Raw genomic sequence first — 21,918 nt, 5'->3', positions numbered from 1 at the left:
GTCCGTAGACCGAGCGCGCGACCGGCGTCCGCTGTGGGTGGGATATCGCTGACCGCGAACGTCTCGGGCGGGCGGCGTACGGGGTGCATGGGGCAGCATTGGAGGGATGGAGGTCGGGGGGTCCGCGGGGTTTCTGGTCCGGCTCGGGTGGCAGATCAGGGGCAGGGTCGCGCTCGGGGCGATGTTCGGGTCGCTGTGGTTCATGGGGCTGGCGTTCATGCCGTTCCTGATCTCGCAGGCGATCGACAGGGGGTTGCAGTCGCGGCGGCCGGTGGCGCTGGCGGGGTGGGCCGGGGCGGTGCTGGTGCTGGGGGTGGCGAGCGCGGGGCTGGGGATCATGCGGCACCGGAGCATGACGAAGTTGCGGATGACGGCGGCGCTGCGGACGGCGGATCTGATCATGACGCATGCGACGCGGCTGGGGGCGGCGTTGCCGCGCGGGGTCACGGCGGGGGAGGTCGTCACGATCGGCATCTCCGACGTGTGGACGATCGGGCGGGCGATGAACGTCGGTGGGGTCGGGGTGGCGTCGACGCTGGCGTACACGGTGGTGGCGGTGCTGCTGGCCCGGACGTCGGGGACGCTTGCCGTGGTGGTGCTCGCCGGGGTGCCGGTGCTCGTGCTGCTCGTCGGGCCGTTGCTGCGGCGCACGCAGCGGGCCGGGCTGCGGTACCGGGACCGGCAGGGTGAGCTCAACGCGCGGCTGGTCGACGTGCTGGGCGGGCTGCGGATCCTCAACGGCCTCGGCGGCAAGGACGTCTACCACGGGCGCTACCAGGTCGGGTCCGCGCTGCTGCGGGACCAGGGCTACCGGGTCGGCGGCCCGTCCAGCTGGATCGGGGCGCTCGGCGGCGGGCTGCCGGTGGTGTTCCTCGGGCTCGTCGTGTGGCTCGCCGCGCGGCAGGCCGCGGCGGGGGAGCTCACGGCCGGTGAGTTGGTCGCGGTCTACGGGTACACCGCCATGCTCGTGATCCCCGTCGATGTGATGATCTTCTGTGCGTTCGATGCGACGCGGGGGCTCGTCGCGGCGCGGCGGGTGGTGGACTTCCTGAAGCTGCCCGTCGACGACCCGGGCGGGAAGGCCGCGCCGGACGGGCCGGCCACGCTGCGGGACCCGGAGTCCGGGGTGGTCGTGGAGCCGGACCGGCTGACCGCGCTGGCCGGGGCGCGACCCGAGGAGTCGGCGGCGGTGATCGACCGGCTCGGGCGGTACGGGCCGACCGACGTCACCTGGGGGGACCGGCGGCTCGCCGAGATCGCGCAGGCCGAGGTGCGGGCCCGGATCCTGGTCGCCGAGCACGACGCGGACCTGTTCGCGGGGCCGCTGCGGGAGGTGGTCGCCGGCCGCGACGAGCCCGACGACGACCTGGTCAGCGCGGCGATCCGGACCGCGGTCGCGCACGACGTCGCCGCCGAGCTGGACCGCAGGGTCGAGTGGGGCGGGCGGAACCTGTCCGGCGGGCAGCGGCAGCGGGTGCGGCTCGCCCGCGCCGTCCACGCCGACCCGGAGCTGCTGCTGGTCGTCGAGCCGACGTCCGCGGTCGACGCGCACACCGAGGCGGCGATCGCGGAGCGGTTCACGGCCGCGCGGGCCGGGCGTGGCACCGTCGTGGCCACCACGTCGCCGGTGCTGCTGGACCACGCCGACGTGGTGCACTACCTCGTCGACGGCAGGGTCGCCGCATCCGGTACGCACCGCGCGCTCCTCGCCGCCCAACCGGGCTACCGGGCACTGGTGACCCGCGCGTTCGGCGACGACGCATGACGACGACCCTGCCGATCGCCGGCCAGCGGGTGGTCGGGCGGGCGGCGCTGCGGCTGATCGCGGCCGACAAGCCGTCCGTCGTCGCGATCCTCGTGCTCAACTCCCTGGCGGCGGTCGCCGGGCTCGGCGCGCCATGGCTGCTCGGCCGGATCGTCGACACGGTGACCGGCAAGGGCGGCGCCGTCGACCGGCTCGCGCTCGCGGTGCTGGCGTGTGCCGTCGCGCAGCTGCTGCTCACCCGGTTCGCGCTCGCGATCGCGTACCGGTTCGGCGAGCGTACGGCGTTTCGCATCCGGGAGGACTTCCTCCGGCGCGCCCTCGCCCTGCCGGCGGCCGTCGTCGAGCGGGTGCCGGCCGGTGACCTCGCCGCGCGGGGCACCACCGACATCGACGCGGTCGCGTCGACACTGCGCGACGTGCTGCCGGGCATGACCGTCGGCGCCGTGCAGATCGTGTTCATCTGCTCGGCGCTGCTGGTGATCAACCCGTTGCTCGGTGTGGTCGGCGTGCTCGGGCTGTCGGGGATCTGGTTCGTCACGAGGTGGTACCTGCGCCGGGCCCGCACCGCGTACCTCGCGGAAGGGGCGGCCAACTCGGTGCTCGCCGACGAGCTGAGCGCCACCACGGCCGGTGCCCGCACGATCGAGGCGTTCGCGCTGCGGGAGCGCCGCCTCGCCGCCGGGCACGCCGCGATCGCCGAGACCCACCGCACCCGCCTCGCGACGCTCGGGCTGCGCACGGTGTTCTTCCCGCTCGTGGAGACGTCGTATGCGGTGCCGGTGGTCCTCGTGCTGCTGGTCGGCGGCATGCTGTCGATCGGGGGCCGGGTCAGCCTCGGCACGGTCGTCGCCGCCGTCCTCTATCTGCGGCAGCTCGTCGGCCCGCTGGACAGCATCCTCATCTGGATCGAGCAGCTGCAGAGCAGCAGCGCGTCGTTCGCCCGCGTCGAAGGCCTCGCCGCGATCCCGGCGGCGGCCCCGGCCGCGACGGAGGCGCCCCGCGACGACCGGATCGAGGTGCGCGGCGTGCGGTACGCGTACGAGCCCGGACATGACGTCCTGCACGGCGTCGACCTCACCATCCGCCCCGGTGAACGGCTCGCGATCGTCGGCCTGTCCGGCGCCGGGAAGTCGACGCTGGGCATGCTCGTCGCGGGCGTGGACCGCCCCACCGCCGGCACCGTCACCGTCGGCGGCGTCCCGATCGCCGACCTGCCACCGGACGAGCTGCGCCGGCAGGTCGTGCTCGTGACGCAGGAGCACCACGTGTTCCGCGAGTCGCTGCGCGACAACCTCATCGTGGCCGCCCCCGACGAGGAGCTTCACGAGGCGCTGAAGACCGTCGGCGCCGACTGGGCCGACGACCTCGACCGTGACCTGGCACTGCACCCGCTGGACGGCGCCCAGGCCCAGCAGGTCGCGCTGGCGCGGGTGGTGCTGTCGGACCCGCACACCGTGATCCTCGACGAGGCCACCGCGCTGCTGGATCCGACGGTCGCCCGGACGGCGGAGCGGGCCCTCGCCGCGGTGCTGCACGAGCGGACCGTCATCGCGATCGCGCACCGCCTGCAGACGGCGCACGACGCCGACCGGGTCGCGGTGATGGAGGACGGCCGGATCATCGAGCTCGGCACCCACGACGAGCTCGTCGCCGCCGGCGGCCCGTACGCCGCCCTCTGGCACTCCTGGCACGACGGCGTGTGAGGCACGCCAGCGTGTGAGGCACGACGGCGTCTGATGTTGGGCGGTGTGTGATGCTGGGCGGCATGACCGTCAGCGACGACGCGGACCGCCGGTTCGTCGCGGCCGGCCAGCAGACCCTGATCCGGATCGCCGCGGCACCCAGCGAGCCGGCTCAGCGTTCTACGCCGACGGGATACGGGCCGAGCGGACCGGCGGCTGGAGCGGCCGGCCGGTGCGGAACACGGCGAGGGGTGCCTCGTCGGGCGCGAGGCCGAGGCGCTCGGCGAGCCGGGTGCCGGTGGCCGTGCAGTCCAGGAGCTGGCTCAGCGGGTGGACGGCGAGGCCGCGCTCCGACAATGCCAGCCACACCCGCACGAGGGCGCGCCCGTGCTCGATCACCTCTTCCGGGGTGACGGCGCTGCCGACGAGGACGAGGACGCTGCCGTCGTACCGCAGCAGACCCTTCGACGCGGCGGCCAGCAGCGCGGGGCCGCCGAGCCGGCGGGTGACCCGGTAGGCGCGCGGCCCGATCATCGCGGCCAGTCCGGACGCCTCGACGCGGGACATTGCCATCGCGCGGTCCGTGAGGCCGTCGAGCCGGTACCGCGGATGCTTCGGCGACAGGCGCATCCACTCCCGCAGCTCGGCGACGACGGCGGGGGTGCCGAACATCCACCGGTCCGCCGCCGCGAGCGGCTTGACGAGCGAACGGCTGGGCAGCTGCCGCAGGTCGGCGCCGAGCCCGGCCAGCGCGGCGAGCGTCGCGGTGTCCAGGGTTCCGGGCGCGTACCCGCCCCGCGCGCAGCCGCGCTGCCGCACCGACGCGAGGGTAAAGGGCGTCTCGTACACGGCGGAATCCGGCACCAGGCGGGCGGCCCGCAGCGAGGCGCGGTCGACGGACACCGACGCCCGCACCGGCAGGCCCGCGTCCGCCGCGACGATCAGGCAGGTCTCGACGAACGCGCCGAGGGAGAGGAACAGGTCCCGCCGCGTCGGGTCCGAGTCCGGCAGCGCCCGCGAAGGGTCCCAGTGCACGTCGACCGAGTCGTCGCCGTACCGCAGGACCCACGGCTGCGTGTTGTGCGCGCTCGGCGCCCGCCGGCAGTCGTCCTCAAGCGCCCGGAATTCGGAGACCCAGGTCATGCCGTCACCTCCGCTGCGCTCCGGCGCCGGCCTGACCGAAAGACCGCGCCCATGATTCGCAGCCCTCCGCTGCGCTCCGGCCCGCTCATGCCACCGCCCGTTCGTAGAAGGTGTAGCCGTGCAGCGGGCGGCCGCCCATCCGCCGGTACTGCGCCGCGGACGCCGGGTTGTCGCGCTCCACGTACGTGCTGCGCAGCGTGCGGTAGCCGCCGGCGCGCAGCCCCCGGTACAGCTCGCGGGACAGCAGCGTCAGGTAGCCGCGGCCCTGCTCGTCGGGGACGGTGCCCTTGATGATGAGGACGGCGTCCCGCCGGTGGCGGTTGCGGGTGGCGAGCAGGCGCAGCTGGTTGAGCACGCCGAGCCGGCCGCCGACCTTCATGAAGAACTCCGACACGTCGGGCACGGTGACGATGAACGCGACGGGCCGGCCGGCCTTCTCCAGCCACAGCAGCAGCGCCTCGTCGAGCAGGAACGACAGCCCGTCGGTCTGCTTCGCCAACTCGTCGGCGTCGATCTCGGTGTAGTAGCCGAGCTGCGCGAACGACGCGTTGAGCATCTCCCGGAGGATCGGCAGCTGCGCCTTGAACCGGCGGCGGGAGCCGTGCCGCACCACGAGGTCCTCGGCGGCGATCCGCGCGTCGTCGAAGGCGAACTCGCCGCCCGCGCCGACATCGCACAGCCACGTGTCGGCCTCGAAGCGGCGGGTGAAGCCGTGCCGCTCGTACGAGACGGGGTAGTGCGGCGGGTTCCAGGCGGAGTCGATGAACCCGCGCTCGTCGAAGCCCGACGTGATGACGCCGCCGGTCTGGTTGGGCAGCAGCCCGACCGGGCCGAACAGCGCCTCCGTGTCGCGGCCGCGCTCCGCGACCAGCTCGAACAGCGCCGAGGCCGCGGCATCGTCGGCGAACTCGGTGAGGCCGAAGAGCTGGTGCCGCCGGCCGAGCTTCGCGTCGAACTTCGCGTTGCGGTGCAGGGTCGTGCGGCCGACGACCGTGCCGGACGCGTCGCGGGCCAGGAACAGCTCGACGTCCTTGAACCCGGCGATGACCGAGTCGGCCAGGGGCACGTACCGGTCCCGCGGGTGCAGCCGCAGCGGCAGGTCGCAGAACGCGCGGAGCCCGGCCCGGCCGGTCACGGGCTCGATGTGGACGGTCACGACGCCGGCCGGTGCACGGCTGGGCCGTCCGTCTCGCGGGACAGCGGCGTGTAGGTCTCGATGTGCGCCATCGTATTGCCCTCGGCGCGCCAGACGCCGTTGGTGTAGCCGCTCTCCTCGGCGTTGTAGAGCCGGATGTAGCCGCCGGTGGCGTTGCGGGTGCCGTTGTCGGTGATCCAGCACATGAGGTCGCGGTGGTGTTTGGTGCGCGCGAACTGCAGCAGCGCGTCCCGGTCGCGGAAGAACGCGATGGTGCCGAGCGTGAACGGCCACTGCCAGTAGACGGTGTGCCAGCAGTACCCGGGCAGCCGCTTCATCTGGCGCACCATCTTGAACCAGGTGAACGTGAGGATGAAGATCGAGTGCGGGCCGCGGTAGCGGGTGGCGCCGACGAACATCGCGGTCGCCTGCCCGACCGGTGGCACCTTCGAGAAGTCGGTGGTCCTCATGCGGCGCTCCTGGCCAGGTAGACGTTTTTGATCTTACCGTTGCTGGCGGCGAACGGTCCGGCGCCGTGCTCGTGGACGCGCACGCGCAGGTCCGCCGCGCTGGGGTCCTCGGCGAGGGACTCGGCGAAGTCGCGGCTGACCTCGGCGAGGTAGCGCACCACGCCGCGCCGGCACACGTCGGCCAGCTCCTCCTGTTGCTGCTGCGTCAGGTGTACGGCCTCGCGCAGCTGGATGTGGATCACCGGGCGGCTCTCGAGGTCGGTGTGCTCCTCGAGCGTGAGGCAGAAGCTCTGGATCTGGTGGGCGAGGGGGTTGTCCTGGTACAGGCCGTTCTCCACGTCCTGCGGGTAGATGTTCGCGCCCATGTACGAGATCGTGCTGTCCTTCCGCCCGAACAGGAACAGCAGCGGCAGCTTCATCCGGTCGCCCTCGAACGCGCGCTGCATCTCGGCGTCCTTGCCCACGATGCTGGTCAGCTCCGCATAGGACATCAGCTTGCCCTCGTCGCCGATGTTGTAGCGCACCTTCGGGTTGAGCACCGCGGTCGTGTTGATGGTGCAGAGGATCTCGCCGTCGGCGGTGGTCTCCAGGTACGTCTCGAGCGGGTTGTACTGGAAGATCATCGGCAGCCGGTGCTCGTCGGCGCCGAGCAGCGCCTCCCGCAGCGCCTGGTCGGTGCGCAGGCGGCGGCGCAGCCACACCGTCAGGTCGGTCTCGCCGCCCATGCCGATCGTCAGGTCGCTGGCGCCGTAGCCGGAGCGCACCTTCGTGAACCGCTGCTCCAGGTAGTCGCGCAGCGCCTCGGTCATGCCCTCGCCGCCGACCAGCGCGGACAGCTTGTAGGGCGCCCAGTCGAAGCCGACCGCGTCCATCTTGTCCAGCAGGTGCTTCAGGAACGGCGGGTAGGCGGTGATGACGTAGTCGAAGCCGGGCCCGAAGTGCCGCAGCGTGTCGATGATCTTGTCGAGGTCGGGCCCGGTGTTCTTCACCATCGCGACGCGGGCCATCGCGATGCCGGTGTTGGTGCCGGTCGCCCACGCGCCCATCGAGTAGGCGTTGATGACGAACCGCCGCTTCGACGGGAACACCAGCGTGGTGTAGCCGGCGAGGTTCTTGTGCACCGTCCCGAGCTCTTTCTTGCTGCGGATCCAGTTGTACGGCTGGCCCGACGACCCCGACGACTCGTCGACGACGCTGCCGGCGATCTCGATCCGGCCGTGCCAGCAGCGCTGCTCCTCCGGGTACGCCTTCACGTAGGTCAGCTTCGCGGTCGGCGGGTAGGACGTCAGGTCGAACCAGCGGAACCGCCAGTCGTTGCGGCGCAGGAAGTCGCCGTACGCGGGCACGTCGATGGCCGCGAACTGGCACGTCATCCACGCGTGCAGGCGGGCGAACCGGGCCATCCACGGCCGGTAGTTGCGGGCCATCAGCCGCCACACCGCCGGGTGCACCCGGTAGATCGCGTACAGCCAGGTCAGCCCGAAGCTGCTGATCCGAAGCACCCATTGGCGCACGAACGTCACGACTGTTCCCTTTCTCCCTGACCATCCACACGGACCGGTTACATCCTCGGTTGCCGGCCGTCGTGGCGCCTGAGCCGTCGTACTCGCATCCGGGTAAGTATTGTTGCCGCATGGCCGGGACACTCATGACCGGAGCGACGATCTGGGCCGGCCCGACCTGCACCCCGCAGCCTGGCTGGCTGCTGGTCACCGGCGACAGGATCACCGCCACCGGCGCGCACGACACACCGCCCCCGCCGGCGGACACCATGATCGACGTCGCAGGGTGTCACATTCTGCCCGGGTTCGTCGACACACACCTGCACGCCACCGTTGTCGGGTGGCAGACGCTCGGCGTCGACGGCTCCGCCTGGACCTCGCTGCCCGCGGCGCTCGCCGCGATCGGGGTGGCGGCCGCGGCCGACCCGCACGCGCCCTGGCTGCTGGTTTGGAACGCCCGGCCGTTCCGGTGGCCGCAGCGGCGCCTGCCGACCGCCGCCGAGCTCGACGCCGTCGCGCCCGGCCGTCAGATATTGGTCAGCGGCGTCGACGTCCACCGGGGCACCGTCTCCTCCCAGGCGATGCGGGCGCTCGGCATCACCACGCGGCGGGCCCAGGACGGCGACGTGAGCCTCGACCGCCGGGGCCGGCCGACCGGGGAGATCTGGGAGCAGGCCTACGGCGAGGCCCTCGCCCGCGCGCTCGCCTCCGCCCCCGGCGACCCGGTCGCGCTGACCCGCCAGGCCCTCGACCGGTGCGTGTCGCTGGGCATCACGCACGCGCACGAGGCGTACGTCCCGCCGCAGCACCACGAGCGGATGCTCGGCCTCGCGGCGCCCGCATCGCCGCGGCTGTCGTGGGCGGTCGGTGCCGGCGAAGGGCTGCTCAGCCCCCTGGAAGGGCCGTCGGTCGCGCCGGACGGCGACTACGGGGCGAGCGGGCGCGAGGCGAAGCTGTTCCTCGACGGCGGCGACCGGTGCGCCGTCTGCATGCCGGCCCGCGCGCTCGGCCGGCTCACCTGGCAGGCCGTCAAGGAGACCGTCGCCGCCCGGCACCCGGGCCCGCTGCGCGACGCGATGCGCCGGCGCACCACCGTACAAGGGCGGACCCTGCGACTGGAGTACCTGCGGTACTCGGACCGGGAGCTCGCCGACCTGCTGTCCGCGTACCTGTCGGCGGGGCTGCGCCCGCGGATGCACGCGCTCGGCAACCTCGCCGTGCGGCAGGCCGCGACCGCCCTGCGCGCCGTGGGAGCCCCCGCCGGCGCCGCCGTCATCGACCACCTGGTGCTCCTCGACCCGGCGGCCGTCGACCTGGTCGCGGCGAGCGGGGCGTGGGCGACGGTGCAGCCCGGCTTCCTCACCACGTTCGGCCCGCAGATCGTCGACGGCGGCACCGACCGCTTCCTGACGGTCGTCGGCGGGCGGTCGCTGCTGGACGCGGGCGTGCCGCTGACCCTCGCCTCCGACCACCCGGCGGGGCCGCTCGACCCGCTCGGCAACCTCAGGCTCGCGGTGCGGCGGCCGATCCAGCCGGCCCAGGCGCTGACCCCGGCGGAGGCGGTGCGGGCGCTGACCGTGACGGCGGCCGCGTCCCTCGGCGCGCCGGGCGCCGGCGGCCTCGCCGCGGGGGAGACCGCCGACCTGGCGATCTGCGACGGCGACCCGTTCGACCCCGCGACCCGCGTCACCCAGACCTGGATCTCCGGCCGCCGCGTTTGGCCCGCGGCCGCCACCGGGTAAGTTGCTCCGATCGACGGGTTCGCACTGGGAGACCACGGATTGACCGAGGCGCTGACGCCGCGCTGGCAGGAGGCCGACGAGGCGGTGCATTCGCTGGTCGCCGTCCTGGTGGCGGAGGCCGCCCGGACCGCGGACCGCAGCGCCCGCAAACGCCCCCGCGGCCGGACGCGGTCGAAGAGCACGCGCCGGCACATCGCCGAAGTCGTCCGCGCCCACAAGCTCGCGCCGGGGCTGCGGGTGGACCGGAACATGGTCGCGGCGCTGATGCTGGGCCACCGCGACCTCATCAGCAACCCGGTCCTCGTCGTGGCGGTCGCCCAGGCCTGCGGCATCATCACCGGCCGGAAGCTGGCGCCGAAGCGGGCCGCCCGGCTGCGGGCGGCCAGCGTCCGCGTCGGGAAGCTCATCGCCCGCGCGAACGCCGAGACGATCCGCGTGCCCGCACCCCGGCCCGCTCCGGTCCCGCCCGTGCCTTCGGTTCCGTCCGTGCCTTCGGTTCCGTCCGTGCCTTCGGTTGAAGTTGCGCCTGCCCTCGACGTTTCGCCTGTACCTGACGCCGCCGTGCCCGTGCTGGGGGCCGCATCCGTCCCCGAGTCCGCGCCCGTACCGCACGACACGCCCGTGCCGCATGTCGTGCCGGTGCCGGAGGCTGTGCCCGTGCCCGTGCCCGTGCCCGGGGCCGGGGCCGCGCCGGTCAAGGTCGAGGCCCGGCCGTCCGCGAGGAGGGCGTCGCGAGCCGCGGCGAGGGTGGCGGCACGGAAGCGCCGCCACCGCCGCCAGCGGGCCCGGCGGAGGTGGCTCCTCGTGGTCGGCGCGCTGCTGGTGCTGGTCGTGGCCGTCCTCGTCGGCCTGGCGTCATGAGGTTCACCCCGCTGCCGTGGCCCGGGCTGCGCAACGCCCGCGACCTCGGCGGCCTGCCGACCGCGGACGGCGGTCAGGTCCGGCACGGCGCCGTGGTGCGCGCCGACTCGCCGCACCGGCTCACCCCCGACGGCGTGGCCGCGCTGCGGGCGCACGGCGTCACCCGCATCGTCGACCTGCGCAGCGCCGACGAGGCGTTCCTGCGGCCGAACGTCCTGGCCGCCGACCCGATGTACCGGCTGGTCCCGTTCACCGACCCCGACGACGACCCCGCCGACGAGTTGTGGGACCTGGCCGGCATCGACGAGCTGTACCGCTGCCGCATCGCCGGCGACGCCCGGCGCATCACCACCGCGGTCGCCGCCGTCGCCGACGCCCCGCCGGGCGCGGTCCTCGTGCACTGCCAGGCGGGCCAGGACCGCACCGGCATGCTCGTCGCCCTGCTGCTCCGCGTCGCCGCCGTGCCCGACGACGTCATCGTCGCCGACTACACGTTCTCGTCGGTGTGCTGGGAGTCGCCGGGCGAGTGCGAGCCCGAGTCGATCCAGGCGGTGCTGGACCTCGTCGACGAGCGGTGGGGCGGCGCCGAGGGCTACCTGCTCGCCCACGGCCTGTCACCCGACCGTCTCGGCGCCCTCCGGAGCAGGCTGCGCGACTGACCCGCCCGCCGACCGGCGGCGGCGTGGGGGAGTGGGCGGCGTCGCGTCGGTGAGGTGGGCGAGGACCTTGTCGGCGATGCGGCCCAGCGCGGCGACGTCGGACTCGTCGAGGACGTCGATGAAGTGGCGGCGGACCGAGGCGACGTGGTGGACGGCGGCGTCCTGGACCGTGGCCCAGCCGTGGTCGGTGAGGATGACGGTGGCGCTGCGCCCGTCGGTGGTGGAGGGGCCGCGGGCGACCAGGCCGCGCTGCTCCATGCGGCTGACCTGGTGGGACAGGCGGCTCGTCGACCAGCGGATCGAGGCGGCCAGCTCGCCGAGGGGGAGGCGCCGGTCGGGGGCCTCGGAGACCGCGGTCAGCACGTCGTAGTCGGCGTCGGACAGCCCCGAGTCGGCGCCGAGGTCGCGGGTCAGCTGGAGGTCGAGGAGGCCGCGCATGCGCCGGTACCCGCGCCAGGTGTGCATCTCGGCGTCGGTGAGCCAGCGGGGTTCCGTCATGCCGCCAAGCCTAGGCGATCTGCTTGACGTGTCAAACTAAAGCGAGCTAGCGTGCATGACATGTCAAGCATCAGGGTTGGGGTCGACGTGCCCGCGTCGACGGCCGTGGACCCGGTCGCGGCGGCCCGCGCCGCCGAGGCGCTCGGGTATGACTTCGTGTCCACGTCCGACCATCCGAGCGGCACCGATCCGAGCCACGAGAGCTGGACGATGCTCGCGTGGATGGCGGCGCACACCGAGCGGATCGGGGTCATGCCCAGGGTGCTCGGGGTGCCGTACCGGCGGCCCGCCATGGTCGCCAAGATGGCCGAGACCCTCGACCGGCTCAGCGGCGGCCGGCTGATCCTGGGGCTCGGCGGCGGCTCGTCCGACGAGGAGTTCCGCGCGTTCGGCATCGACGTGCCGTCGCCACGCGACAAGGTCGACGGCCTCGCCGAGGCGATCGAGATCATCCGCGGCCTCTGGACCGGCCCCGCCACCACGTACACCGGCCGCATCCATCACGTCGCCGCCGCGCCGATGGAGCCGAAGCCGGACCGCCGGATCCCGATCTGGCTCGGGACGTTCGGGCCCCGCGCCCTCGACGTGACGGGGCGGCTGGCCGACGGGTGGATGCCGTCGCTGGGGTACGCGTCCCTCGAGGCGCTCCCCGCGATGCGCGACCGGGTCCTGGCCGCGGCGGAGCGGGCGGGGCGCTCGCCCGAGGACATCACCTGCGCCCTCAACGTCGAGGTGCGGGCCGGCGACGACACGGCGGACCGTCTGCGGGCGCTCGTCGCGATGGGCTTCACGGTGCTCAACCTGAAGGTGCCCGGCCCGGGCCGGGACGAGCAGGTGGAGCGCCTCGCCCTCGAGGTGCTGCCGCAGCTGCGCTAACGGCGCAGGTCGTGGCGGCGGTGGGTGGCCTTCGACACGAGCGAGGACGGCATGAGGCGGCGCAGCGGGAAGACGACCGGCGCGTTGCTGCCGACGGCGTAGAACGCCTTCGGCCGTGGCGCCTCGACGGCCTTGACGACGGTGGCGGCGACCCGCGCGGCCGGCACGCCCTTGTGCTCGTTGCGGTCGAGGGCGGCCAGCATCCGCTCGAAGTCCGCACGGTGCGGGGAGTCGTCGGCGACGTACTTCGTGCGGCGCTCGCTGATGCCGGTGCTGATCGAGCCGGGCTCGACGGTCGTCAGCCAGACGTCGAACGGTGAGTACTCGTGCCGCGCCCCCTCCGCGAAGCCTTTCAGAGCGGCCTTCGACGCGACGTACGACGAGCGGTACGCCAGCGGGAAGGACGCGAGCATCGACCCGACCATCACGACCCGGCCGTGCCGGCGCTCCCGCATGCCGGGCAGGAGCAGCTGGGCGAGCCGGACGGGCCCGAGGACGTTGACCTGGAACAGCCGGCGCAGCGCGTCGGCGGGGAGGTCCTCGAACGGGCCGGACTGGCTCTCCCCGGCGTTGTTGACCAGCACGTCGACCTGGCCGGCGGCCGCGGCGAGGGCCTCGATGGACGCGTCGTCCTCGAGGTCGAGCGGCAGGAGCTCGACCCCCTCGGGCGGGTCCTGCACGGACGCGGGGTGGCGGCTGGTGCCGACGACGCGGTAGCCGCGCGCGGCGAGGGCGGCGGCCGTCGCCTTGCCGATGCCCGACGATGCCCCGGTGACCAGCGCGGTGCGATGCATCGCTGCACCATATCGCCGTCAGGCGGCGAGGGCGATCTCGGCCGCGACCCGGTCCGGCTCGTCTCGCTGTCAGGCGGCGAGGGCGATCTCGGCCGCGACCCGGTCCGGCTCGTCTCGCTGTCAGGCGGCGAGGGCGATCTCGGCCGCGACCCGGTCCGGCTCGTCGAGGGGCAGGAACGTGCGACCGCCCGCGACCTCGACGAGGTCGGCGTCGGGGAACGCGTCGCGCAGCCGCCGGGCGAGGCTCAGCTTGAAGAACAGGTCGGCGTCGCCCCAGACGAGGCGGACCGGCTTCGTGAAGGTGTGCAGCCGGGTCGAGACGTCGAGCAGCTCCGCGGGCGAGATCCCGCGCAGGAACGCGGCGGTGTCGCGACGGATCGCCGCGTCGGCGCGCAGCGGCGCGACCCAGCGGGCGGTCAGGGCGGCGTCGAGGGGGTCCCGGGCCAGCCCGCCGTAGCCGGCGATGGAGTGGCGCAGGGCCTTCGCCCGTACCGACGCCGCCAACATGCGCAGCCGAGCGGGCCGCCGACCGGCCTTGACGAGCAGGCCGATGGGCGCCGGAGGGAACTGGTCGAACGCGTCGCAGTTGGTCAGGACCAGCCGCCCGATGCGCTCGTGCCCGGCGTCGATGAGGAACTGGCAGATCGCGCCGCCGGTGTCGTTGCCGACGAGCGTGACGCCGGTCAGGTCGAGCGCGGCGATGAAGTCGCCGAGGAGCGCCGCGATGCCCCGCGGGGTGAGGTCGGTCCCGGGCGGCCACGGCACGCGGTGCGACCCGAGCGGCAGGTCCGGCGCGTAGCTGCGGATGCCGCGGGCGGCGAGCGCGTCGGCGGTGCGGGTCCACAGCTCGGCGTTGACGAGCAGGCCGTGGACGAGCACGACCGGCGGCAGCGCGCTGTCCTCCGGGCCGGTCACGCGGTATTCGATGCGCCCCTGCGGGATGTCGACGGCGGGCATGGCGCCTCCTCGCGATATGTTCAGTGCATGGCACAAGAAACATACGTACTGTCTGTATGAAAAGCAACCGCCGAACCCAGGAGCAGCGTTCGGAGGCGACCCGGGCCGCCCTCATCCAGGCGGCCAGGCCGCTCTTCGCCGCGTCCGGCTTCGCCGCCGTGGGCACCGAGGCGATCGTCCGCGCCGCCGGCGTCACGCGCGGCGCGATGTACCACCAGTTCGCCGACAAGACCGACCTCTTCGCCGCGGTGTTCGAGGCGGTCGAGGCGGACCTGACCCGCCGCATCGACGACGCGGTGGGCGGCAGCGGGCTGACCGACCCGATCGCCCTCATGCGCCTCGGCGCGGCGACCTGGCTGGACGCGTGCGCCGAGCCGGAGGTGCAGCGCATCGTGCTGATCGAGGCGCCGTCGGTCCTCGGCTGGGCCCGCTGGCGGGAGATCAGCCTCCGGTACGGGATGGGCCTCGTGCAGAGCCTGGTCAGCTACGCGATCTCGGTCGGCCGGATCGCCGAGCAGCCACCGGAGCCGCTGTCGCACGTGCTCATCGGCGCCCTCGACGAGGCGGCGCTCTACCTGTCGCAGGCCGCGGACCCGGTGCGGGCCCGCGCGGACATCGGCGCGGTCCTCGACCGCGTCATCGACTCCCTGGCGGTGTGACGTGACCTCCTATCAGGAGCTCGGCGAGGCCGCCTGGGCGTGGACGCTCGCCCAGGTCGGCACCGACGACGACGGCCCGGTGCTGCCCGGGCCGGACCGCGACCGCGAGACGGTGTACGCGGGCGTGCCCGGCCTGGCGCCCGTCCTCGCCGAGCTGCGCCTGCACCGGCCGCTGACCGGCGCCGAGGCGGCGCTCGCGGACGGGATCGTCGCGCGCGTGACGGCCGGCGTCCCGGACCGGGTCGAGCCGTCGCTGTACGACGGCCTCGCCGGCGACGTCACCGTGCTGCGCCTGCTCGCGCCCGGCTCGGAGCGGATCGCGCTGGAGCGGCTCGCGCACCTGCGCACCCCGGACGGCTGGGAGACGACGTTCGACATCAGGCCCGGCAGCCGCGCGCCGCTGACCGACGTCGTCATGGGCACCGCCGGGATCGTGCACGCCGCCACGTGGGCCGGCGGCGACCTCGCCGACGCCATCATGACCACGGGCGGCGAGGCCCTGCTGCGGGCCGCCGAGCCGACGGCGCACGGGCTCGACTGGCGGATGTGGCCGGGGCACCGCTCCAGCAACCCGAACTTCTCGCACGGCACAGCCGGCGTCGCCGCCGCCCTCGCGGTGGCCGGCCGGGCGCTGGACCGGGCCGACTTCGTCGACGCGGCGCGGCGCGGCGGCGAGCACCTGGCCGCGATCGCGGACCTGTCCGGCGACGGGTTCGCCGTCGAGCACACGATCCCGCGGTCGCAACGGGAGGTGGAGCCCGTCACGTACAACTGGTGCCACGGCCCGGCGGGCACCTCACAGCTCTTCCCGGCCCTCGCCGTCGCCGGCATTCCCGAGGTCGGCGGCTTCCCGGTCGACGACCTGCGCCGCCGCTGCCTGCACTCCGTCCTCACCTCCGGCGTCCCGGCCCGCCTGCGCCCCGGCTTCTGGGACAACGACGGCCGCTGCTGCGGCACCGCCGGCGTCGGCGAAATCCTCCTCGACGCCGCCCAGTCCACTTCGGACGTTTCGCTGCTCGCGGCCGCCCGCACGATGGCCGACGCGTTGGCGGAGCGCGCGCTGTTCGACGAGGCGGGCGCCCACTGGCGGTTCGTCGAGCACCGCCAGGACCCGCCGCTGCTGCCGCCGAACCCCACCTGGATGCAGGGCTCGGCGGGCATCGCCGCATTCCTGCTCCGCCTCGCCCGCGTCGACCGCGACGGCCTCACCGCCCCCGCCGTCGACCGCCCCGACCAGTGGTGGACCGTCCCGCCGGCGGTGCGGGCCGCCTCGTGAACCCGCCGCGCCGGGCAGTGCCACGCTCGCCGGGGTCCGGACTCCGTCAGGCAGGGGCTCCAGCAACCGTGGTTGCGGCACTGGCTGCTGTCGCACCAGCCGGACACGGACCCGCCGCCCGACCTGGGCCACCTCGCGGCACTGGCCGGCGCCGCCGCGGTCCGTGCCGGCACGGACGCGCGGCTGTGGGTGCCGGTCCGCGACGGGGTGGTCCACCTGCCGGGGCTCGGCAGCGCCGTGACCGGTCCGCGCCTGGCGGTGCCACGCTGTCGGTCACCCCGGTCGGCTTCACCGTGGTGGCGTCCGGGCAGGCACCGGTCGCCGTGTCGTGGCTGGAGGACCGGCCCGCCGCGGGGCCGGGCTGGTTGCCGGCACGGCACGCCGGACCCGCCGGCTGGCGCGTGCTGCTGGACGACCTTGACCCCGGCCGGGACTGCCACGGCTGGGCTGTCACCGGCCGCCTCGGCGACGCCGACGTCACCGCATGGGACGGGCGGCTCAGCGAGGCGTGGACGGTGCTCGCCGAGCAGGCACCCGAGTACCTTCCCGCGTTGCGCGCCGGGGTGCGCACCGTCGTGCCGCTGCGGGCCGACCCCGGCGGCGCCCTGCGCAGCGCCACCCACCGCGACGCGTTCGCGGCGGTCGGGTTGGCCGAAGCGGACGGGGCGCAGACGGCCGTGCGGTCCAGCAGTTCTTCGACGACCTGTCCCGGGAGCTGCGCCGGCTGCTGGGCATCGACGGTGAGCGCAGCGTCGGCTTCCTGGACTGGCCGAGTTCGTGTCCCACATGCCGCAACTCATCAGTGAGGCGGTCCGTCAGTACCTGAAGAACGCACCGTCGAGATCCTCGCGCCAGATCCCGTCGCGGCGGTTGCGCCTGACCACCGGCGAGCAGTCGTCCGACCCCACCTTCTGAGAGCGAGTCGATGATGGATCGCAACGGTCAGGTGATCACCTTCTACTCGTTCAAAGGCGGCACCGGCCGGACCATGGCGGTGGCCAATGTCGCGTGGATCCTCGCCGAGCGGGGCAAGCGTGTGCTGGTGGCGGACTGGGACCTGGAGTCGCCTGGCCTGCACCGGTTCTTCAACCCGTTCCTGGACGAGGCCGCGGTCCGGCAGCGTGCCGGTGTGATCGACATGATCCGCGAGGTCGAGAACAGGGCCATCAACGCCCAGCAGCCGCGGGAGTTGCCGGCGGGCTGGGAGGCGCACTTCGCCAACACCCAGAGGTTCGCGTTCTCGATCGAGTACGACTTCGCCGAGGGCGGCAGCATCGACTTCCTGTCCGCCGGCCGGCAGAACCAGGACTACAAGCCGACCGTCGGCGCGCTGGACTGGGACGCCTTCTACGACAACCTCGACGGCGGCAAGTTCTTCGACGCGCTGCGCGCGGACATGAAGCGCAACTACGACTACACGCTGATCGACGGCCGCACCGGCCTGAGCGACGTCGCCGACATCTGCACCATCCACCTGCCCGACATCCTCGTCGACTGCTTCACGCTCAGCGAGCAGGGCATCGACGGTGCCGCGTCGGTCGCCCAGGCGGTCAGCCAGCAGTACCACAACCGCAAGATCCGGGTGCTGCCGGTGCCGATGCGGGTCGACCTCGCCGAGAAGGACAAGGCCGAAACCGGGCGCTCGCACGCGAGGCTGCGCTTCGCCGGCCTCCCCAGCGGGCTCAGCGACGCGGACCGCGACCGCTACTGGTTCGACGTCGAGGTGCCCTACCTGGCCTGGTACGCCTACGAGGAGACACTCGCCACCTTCGGCGACCAGCGCGGGGCGAAGACGTCGCTGCTCACCGCCTACGAGAACATCACCGCCGAGGTGACCGACGGCGAGGTCACCTCCATGCCGCGGCTCGACGAGACACTGCGGACGCAGTGGCGGGACCGGTTCCAGCGCAAGCGGGCCGTGTGGACCGCCGAGATCGTGCTGCGGCACGCCCCGCGGGATCAGGTGTGGCACGAGTGGATCGAGCGGCTGCTCGCCGCGAGCGGCGTCACCGTGCTCGACCCCGCGCAGGCGCAGCGGTCGACCCGGCCGCCGCGGTCCATGGTGATCGTGTCGTCGTCCTATCTCGAGGCGGGCCTGCCGCTGCCGGAGGGCTCGCTGGCGGTCTACGTCGACGAGACCACGCCGCTGCCGGAGCTCGCCGCGGACACCTCGGTGTTCCTCAGCGGGCTGTCGGCCAGGGACGCGGTCGAGAAGGTCACCGGCCTGCTCGGCCGGCCCGCGCCGGACGCCGACGCCGGGCGCTATCCCGGCAGGGGTCCGGACGTCACCAATGCGCCGGTCGCCAACGTGCAGTTCACCGGCCGGGACCTGACGCTCAGCGGCCTGCGCGCGGCGCTGCGTCAGGCCCGCCCCGGCAACCCGGCCGTCGCCGTGCTGTACGGGCTCGGCGGCGTCGGCAAGACCCAGGTGGCGCTGGAGTACGTGCACCGCTTCGGCGCCGCCTATGACCTCGTCTACTGGATCAACGCCGAGCCGAAGATCCTCATCGACAGCGCCTTCGCCGACCTCGGCGAGCGCATGGGCCTGCCCCGCCTGCAGAACGTGCCGCTGAGCATCCGCGCCGTCCTGCAGGCGCTGAGCCGCACCACCGACTACGCCCGCTGGCTGATCGTGTTCGACAACGTCGACGAGCTCGCCGACATCGAGAGCTTCCTGCCGTCCGGCGGCCACGGCCACGTCATTGCCACCACCCGCAACCAGACGTGGGGCGACAGCGCCGAGACCCTCCCGGTCGAGGTGTTCACCCGTCAGGAGAGCGTCGCGCACCTGCGCCGCCGGGTGAAGGACATCTCCGTCGACGAGGCGGCCCAGATCGCGGAGCTGCTCGGCGATCTGCCCATCGCCGTCGCTGTCGGTGGCGCGCTGCTCGCCACCAGCGGCACGACTCCGGCGCAGTACCGGGGGCAGATCGCCGCCGGTGAGACCGACGCCGCCGTCAACGCGGTGTGGGAGCTGTCGCTCAACCGGCTCCAGGCCGAGTCGCCGGGCGCCTACCGGCTACTGGAGGTCTGCTCGCTGCTCGCCCCAGCCATCGCGCTGGACCTGCTGAACAACAACTCGATGCTGGACCTGCTGCGGCGCACGGACGCGACCCTGCCCCGGCGCCCCAGCGCCGCCAAACTCATCCAGCAGCTCAACCGGCTGGCACTGCTCAAACTCGACAGCAGCGCCCGCCGCGTCCAGGTGCACCGGATCCTGCAGAACGTCGTGCGTGCCCGGATGCCGCGGGAGGAGATCGAGTCGACCCAGCGCGACATCCTGCAGGTGTTCGCCAAGGTGCGCCCCGAGGACGACGTGGACAACGCCAGCACCTGGGACCGGTACCGGATGCTCTGGCCGCACCTGGAGGTCGAGGCCGGGCCCGAGTCCCCGGTCAGGTCGCTGTTCGACATGGCCCTCGTGTCCGACGACCCGGCCGTGCTGGAGTTGATCGTCGACCGCATCCGCTACGTGTGGGTCCGCGGCTCGTTCATGCAGAGCCACGACCTCGCCGTGCGGATCGAGCAGGCCTGGCGGGAGCGGCTTGCGACGCTGACCGACGCGGCGGAGCGGGAGCGGCTGCTCGTGCCGCTGCTGCGCGCGCAGTTCAACCACGCCAACGCGCTGCGCGACCTCGGCCGGGTGCTGGAAGCCCGCGACTTGGACACCGAGACGCTGCGGCAGCAGACCGAGCTGCTCGGCGACACGGCGTTCGACACGCTCATGACGGCCGGTGGTCTCGGCGCCGATCTGCGCGCGCTGGGCTACTACGGGCAGGCGCTGGAGCGCGACCGCACCACGTACGCGGCCTGGTCCCAGGAGTACGGTGAGTACTACCCCAGGACGCTCGCGGCGCAGCACAACCTCGCCTCGTCGCTGCGCCTGGCCGGCCACTTCGCCCTGGCCTGCGAGCAGGACGAGCAGGTCGTGCAGCTCGGCGAGGTCGTCCTCGGCCGCCGGACGTTCTTCCACCTCTTCTCGCAGGGCTCGCTCGCCCGGGACCTGCGCGAGCTCGGCGACTACGACCGGTCGATCGGCCTGCTGCTGGAGGTCGTCGCCGGATTCGGGGAGCTCCGCGGCGACGAGGCGGTCTGGACGCTCAGCGCCCGGGTCAACCTCGCGGTGTCCATCCGCAGCGCCGGCCGCGCCCACGAGGCCCAGCCGATCCTGGACGACTGTTACCGGACCCTGGACCGCCAGTTCGGCGCCGACAACCCCGACACCCTCGCCTGCCGGCTGAGCCGTGCCACGAACCTGCTGTCGCTGCAGAAGACTGCGGAGGCGCGGTGGGAGACCGACGCGGTCCGCGCGGCGTACGCCAGCTTGCTCGGCCCTCAGCACCCGCACACGCTCGTGTGCGAGAACAACCTCTCGGCGATCGAGCGGGCGCTCGGCAACCTCGACGCCGCGCTGGTCGCCGCCGAGGCGGCCTGCGAAGGGCTCACCGCCGCGCTGCACGACCGGCACCCGTTCCTGCTCGCCGCCCAGATGAACCTGGCGGTGATCCTGTATGAGAACGGCCGCGTCGAGGAGGCGGTTGCCCTCGCGCTTCGGGTTGCCGACCTGACCGCCGACGCGCTCGGCGTCAGGCACCCCGACGCCCTGCGGGCCCGCGCCAACGCCTCCCTCACGGACTCACCCACGGGCGTCGACCCGCAGGTCCTCGCCGACCTCGATGCGGCTCTCGGCGACCGGCACCCAGTAGTGAAGGCGGTGCAGGAGGGCAGGCTCCTGCACCGCCTCCTGGACCCGCACCCGTTCTAGGCCGGACGGGCGCCGGGCTCGTACGCTGAGCGCCGTGAAGGCGGTGGCAGTGGTGGCGGCGGTGCTCGCGGGGTCGGCCTTGCTCGCCGGGTGCGGTGCGGAACCGCCGCCGGCGCCCATGTCGCCGTCGGCCGGTCCGTCGACCGGTCCGTCGGTGGGGCCAGCGTCGCCGTCGGGGCCCGCGTCGCCGTCGGTGCCGGTGGAGCTGACGCTCGCGTTCGGTGGGGATGTGCACTTCACCGAGCGGACCGCCGGGCTGTTGAAGGACCCGGCGACCGCGGTCGGGCCGATGGCCGAGGTGCTGTCGGCGGCCGACCTCGCCGTGGTCAACCTGGAGACGGCGGTCACCACGCGGGGGACGCCGGAGCCGAAGGAGTTCCACTTCAGGGCGCCCGTCACGGCGTACGACGCGGTCAAGGCAGCCGGGATCGACGCCGTCTCGATCGCGAACAACCACGCGCTCGACTACGGCAGGGTCGGGTTCGCCGACACGCTGGACGGTGCGGCCGCGAAGGGCATGCCGGTGTTCGGGGGCGGGCGGACGATCGACGAGGCCTACGCGCCGCTCATCCTGACCGCGCGCGGGGTGCGGGTGGCGATCGTCGGCTTCAGCCAGATCCACACCCTCGCGGAGAGCTGGAAGGCCGGGCCCGCGACGCCCGGGATCGCCGTCGCGTGGGACGTGCCGCGGGCCGTCGCCGCGGTGAAGGCCGCGCGCGAGCGGGCCGACGTCGTGGTCGTGTTCAACCACTGGGGCACGGAGCGCGAGTCGTGCCCGAACGACAACCAGAAGACCTTCGCAGCCGCGCTCGCCGAGGCCGGCGCCGACATGATCATCGGGGCGCACGCGCACGTGCTGCAGGGCGACGGGTGGCTCGGGCGGACCTACGTCGCCTACGGGCTCGGCAACTTCGTCTGGTACGTGGGGTCCGCCGACACCGGGGTGCTGAAGGTGCGGGTGCGCGGCCGGGACGTGGTCGGGGCGGAGCTGGTCCCGGCGGTCGTGTCCGGCACCGGCCAGCCGAAGGCGCTCACCGGTACATCGGCCGCCGCCGCGACCAAGCGCTTCACCGACCTGCGGCGCTGCACCGGGCTGGTGCCCGCCCCGCCCGCGGCCTGAACGACGGCCGGGGC

General features: G+C 73.7%; 18 protein-coding genes. 11 read left to right on the top strand and 7 right to left on the bottom strand.

The genetic code is table 11. The features are described from left to right. Positions 1-181 precede the first annotated feature (181 nt). Positions 182-1,765 carry an ABC transporter transmembrane domain-containing protein gene (locus ABD332_RS27990; RefSeq protein WP_344505256.1) on the top strand — a complete coding sequence of 528 codons (1,584 nt, stop codon included), beginning with the start codon at positions 182-184 and terminating at the stop codon, positions 1,763-1,765. Next, positions 1,762-3,468, top strand: coding sequence for an ABC transporter ATP-binding protein (locus tag ABD332_RS27985; protein ID WP_344505161.1), 1,707 nt, complete (start codon positions 1,762-1,764; stop codon positions 3,466-3,468). Before ABD332_RS27990 ends, ABD332_RS27985 begins: the two co-directional genes overlap by 4 nt. Before the next feature lie 159 nt (positions 3,469-3,627). Here ABD332_RS27985 and ABD332_RS27980 read toward each other — a convergent pair whose 3' ends face one another. From ABD332_RS27980 to ABD332_RS27965, 4 genes are all read right to left on the bottom strand, one after another. Beyond that, entirely contained in the window at positions 3,628-4,590 is a 963-nt protein-coding gene (locus tag ABD332_RS27980) for a nitroreductase family protein (protein WP_344505160.1), read from the bottom strand. 85 nt (positions 4,591-4,675) lie between these two features. Continuing rightward, positions 4,676-5,746, bottom strand: coding sequence for a GNAT family N-acetyltransferase (locus tag ABD332_RS27975; RefSeq protein WP_344505159.1), 1,071 nt, complete (start codon positions 5,744-5,746; stop codon positions 4,676-4,678). Beyond that, entirely contained in the window at positions 5,743-6,195 is a 453-nt protein-coding gene (locus ABD332_RS27970) for a DUF4188 domain-containing protein (protein WP_344505158.1), read from the bottom strand. The genes ABD332_RS27975 and ABD332_RS27970 overlap by 4 nt, the downstream gene beginning before the upstream one ends. Continuing rightward, entirely contained in the window at positions 6,192-7,718 is a 1,527-nt protein-coding gene (locus tag ABD332_RS27965) for a phenylacetate--CoA ligase family protein (RefSeq protein WP_344505157.1), read from the bottom strand. Before ABD332_RS27965 ends, ABD332_RS27970 begins: the two co-directional genes overlap by 4 nt. 110 nt (positions 7,719-7,828) lie before the next feature. Between ABD332_RS27965 and ABD332_RS27960 the strand changes: the two genes are divergently transcribed. The 3 genes from ABD332_RS27960 to ABD332_RS27950 are packed head-to-tail and all read left to right on the top strand — an operon-like array spanning position 7,829 to position 10,959. Then, the gene (locus tag ABD332_RS27960; protein WP_344505156.1) at positions 7,829-9,439 is read left to right on the top strand and encodes an amidohydrolase family protein; all 1,611 of its coding nucleotides are present in this window, start codon (positions 7,829-7,831) and stop codon (positions 9,437-9,439) included. A gap of 39 nt (positions 9,440-9,478) precedes the next feature. Further along, positions 9,479-10,300: a hypothetical protein gene (locus ABD332_RS27955; RefSeq protein ID WP_344505155.1), complete on the top strand. Its 822-nt coding sequence runs from the start codon at positions 9,479-9,481 to the stop codon at positions 10,298-10,300. After that, on the top strand, positions 10,297-10,959 hold the full coding sequence (locus ABD332_RS27950) for a tyrosine-protein phosphatase (RefSeq protein ID WP_344505154.1): 663 nt from the start codon (positions 10,297-10,299) through the stop codon (positions 10,957-10,959). The genes ABD332_RS27955 and ABD332_RS27950 overlap by 4 nt, the downstream gene beginning before the upstream one ends. Here the strand turns inward: ABD332_RS27950 and ABD332_RS27945 are convergent. After that, positions 10,915-11,457, bottom strand: coding sequence for a MarR family winged helix-turn-helix transcriptional regulator (locus ABD332_RS27945; RefSeq protein WP_344505153.1), 543 nt, complete (start codon positions 11,455-11,457; stop codon positions 10,915-10,917). The genes ABD332_RS27950 and ABD332_RS27945 overlap by 45 nt on opposite strands. A 60-nt stretch (positions 11,458-11,517) precedes the next feature. Here ABD332_RS27945 and ABD332_RS27940 point away from each other — a divergent pair, with 60 nt between their 5' ends. Then, positions 11,518-12,333 carry an LLM class flavin-dependent oxidoreductase gene (locus ABD332_RS27940; RefSeq protein ID WP_344505152.1) on the top strand — a complete coding sequence of 272 codons (816 nt, stop codon included), beginning with the start codon at positions 11,518-11,520 and terminating at the stop codon, positions 12,331-12,333. Here the strand turns inward: ABD332_RS27940 and ABD332_RS27935 are convergent. Beyond that, positions 12,330-13,127 (bottom strand): SDR family oxidoreductase, encoded by a 798-nt coding sequence (locus tag ABD332_RS27935; protein ID WP_344505151.1) that lies wholly within the window; start codon positions 13,125-13,127, stop codon positions 12,330-12,332. The genes ABD332_RS27940 and ABD332_RS27935 overlap by 4 nt on opposite strands. Positions 13,128-13,247: 120 nt before the next feature. Further along, positions 13,248-14,084: an alpha/beta fold hydrolase gene (locus ABD332_RS27930; RefSeq protein WP_344505150.1), complete on the bottom strand. Its 837-nt coding sequence runs from the start codon at positions 14,082-14,084 to the stop codon at positions 13,248-13,250. 56 nt (positions 14,085-14,140) lie between these two features. Between ABD332_RS27930 and ABD332_RS27925 the strand changes: the two genes are divergently transcribed. The 5 genes from ABD332_RS27925 (at position 14,141) to ABD332_RS27905 (ending at position 21,904) form a co-directional block, all read left to right on the top strand. After that, positions 14,141-14,743, top strand: a complete 603-nt coding sequence (locus ABD332_RS27925; RefSeq protein ID WP_344505149.1) for a TetR/AcrR family transcriptional regulator — start codon at positions 14,141-14,143, stop codon at positions 14,741-14,743. Position 14,744: 1 nt separating this feature from the next. After that, positions 14,745-16,019, top strand: coding sequence for a lanthionine synthetase LanC family protein (locus ABD332_RS27920; RefSeq protein WP_344505148.1), 1,275 nt, complete (start codon positions 14,745-14,747; stop codon positions 16,017-16,019). Between the two features lie 296 nt (positions 16,020-16,315). Further along, the gene (locus ABD332_RS27915) at positions 16,316-16,825 is read left to right on the top strand and encodes a hypothetical protein (protein WP_344505147.1); all 510 of its coding nucleotides are present in this window, start codon (positions 16,316-16,318) and stop codon (positions 16,823-16,825) included. A gap of 122 nt (positions 16,826-16,947) precedes the next feature. Continuing rightward, the gene (fxsT, locus tag ABD332_RS27910; protein ID WP_344505146.1) at positions 16,948-20,784 is read left to right on the top strand and encodes an FxSxx-COOH system tetratricopeptide repeat protein; all 3,837 of its coding nucleotides are present in this window, start codon (positions 16,948-16,950) and stop codon (positions 20,782-20,784) included. A 34-nt stretch (positions 20,785-20,818) separates the two neighbouring features. Beyond that, positions 20,819-21,904 carry a CapA family protein gene (locus ABD332_RS27905; RefSeq protein WP_344505145.1) on the top strand — a complete coding sequence of 362 codons (1,086 nt, stop codon included), beginning with the start codon at positions 20,819-20,821 and terminating at the stop codon, positions 21,902-21,904. The last annotated feature ends 14 nt before the right edge of the window (positions 21,905-21,918 follow it).

Origin of the sequence: Dactylosporangium maewongense, assembly GCF_039531485.1 — a bacterium.
Lineage (GTDB): Bacteria > Actinomycetota > Actinomycetes > Mycobacteriales > Micromonosporaceae > Dactylosporangium > Dactylosporangium maewongense.
The sequence above is the reverse complement of the archived record's forward strand: the minus strand, read 5'-3'. Positions and strand labels throughout refer to the sequence as shown.

Bases quoted from the DNA above. Each gene is read 5' to 3' on its own strand.
- ABD332_RS27990 (WP_344505256.1), top strand. From the start codon at position 182: ATGTTCGGGTCGCTGTGGTTCATGGGGCTGGCGTTCATGCCGTTCCTG.
- ABD332_RS27985 (WP_344505161.1), top strand. From the start codon at position 1,762: ATGACGACGACCCTGCCGATCGCCGGCCAGCGGGTGGTCGGGCGGGCG.
- ABD332_RS27980 (WP_344505160.1), bottom strand. From the start codon at position 4,590: ATGACCTGGGTCTCCGAATTCCGGGCGCTTGAGGACGACTGCCGGCGG.
- ABD332_RS27970 (WP_344505158.1), bottom strand. From the start codon at position 6,195: ATGAGGACCACCGACTTCTCGAAGGTGCCACCGGTCGGGCAGGCGACC.
- ABD332_RS27960 (WP_344505156.1), top strand. From the start codon at position 7,829: ATGGCCGGGACACTCATGACCGGAGCGACGATCTGGGCCGGCCCGACC.
- ABD332_RS27950 (WP_344505154.1), top strand. From the start codon at position 10,297: ATGAGGTTCACCCCGCTGCCGTGGCCCGGGCTGCGCAACGCCCGCGAC.
- ABD332_RS27945 (WP_344505153.1), bottom strand. From the start codon at position 11,457: ATGACGGAACCCCGCTGGCTCACCGACGCCGAGATGCACACCTGGCGC.
- ABD332_RS27940 (WP_344505152.1), top strand. From the start codon at position 11,518: ATGTCAAGCATCAGGGTTGGGGTCGACGTGCCCGCGTCGACGGCCGTG.
- ABD332_RS27935 (WP_344505151.1), bottom strand. From the start codon at position 13,127: ATGCATCGCACCGCGCTGGTCACCGGGGCATCGTCGGGCATCGGCAAG.
- ABD332_RS27930 (WP_344505150.1), bottom strand. From the start codon at position 14,084: ATGCCCGCCGTCGACATCCCGCAGGGGCGCATCGAATACCGCGTGACC.
- ABD332_RS27925 (WP_344505149.1), top strand. From the start codon at position 14,141: ATGAAAAGCAACCGCCGAACCCAGGAGCAGCGTTCGGAGGCGACCCGG.
- fxsT (WP_344505146.1), top strand. From the start codon at position 16,948: ATGGATCGCAACGGTCAGGTGATCACCTTCTACTCGTTCAAAGGCGGC.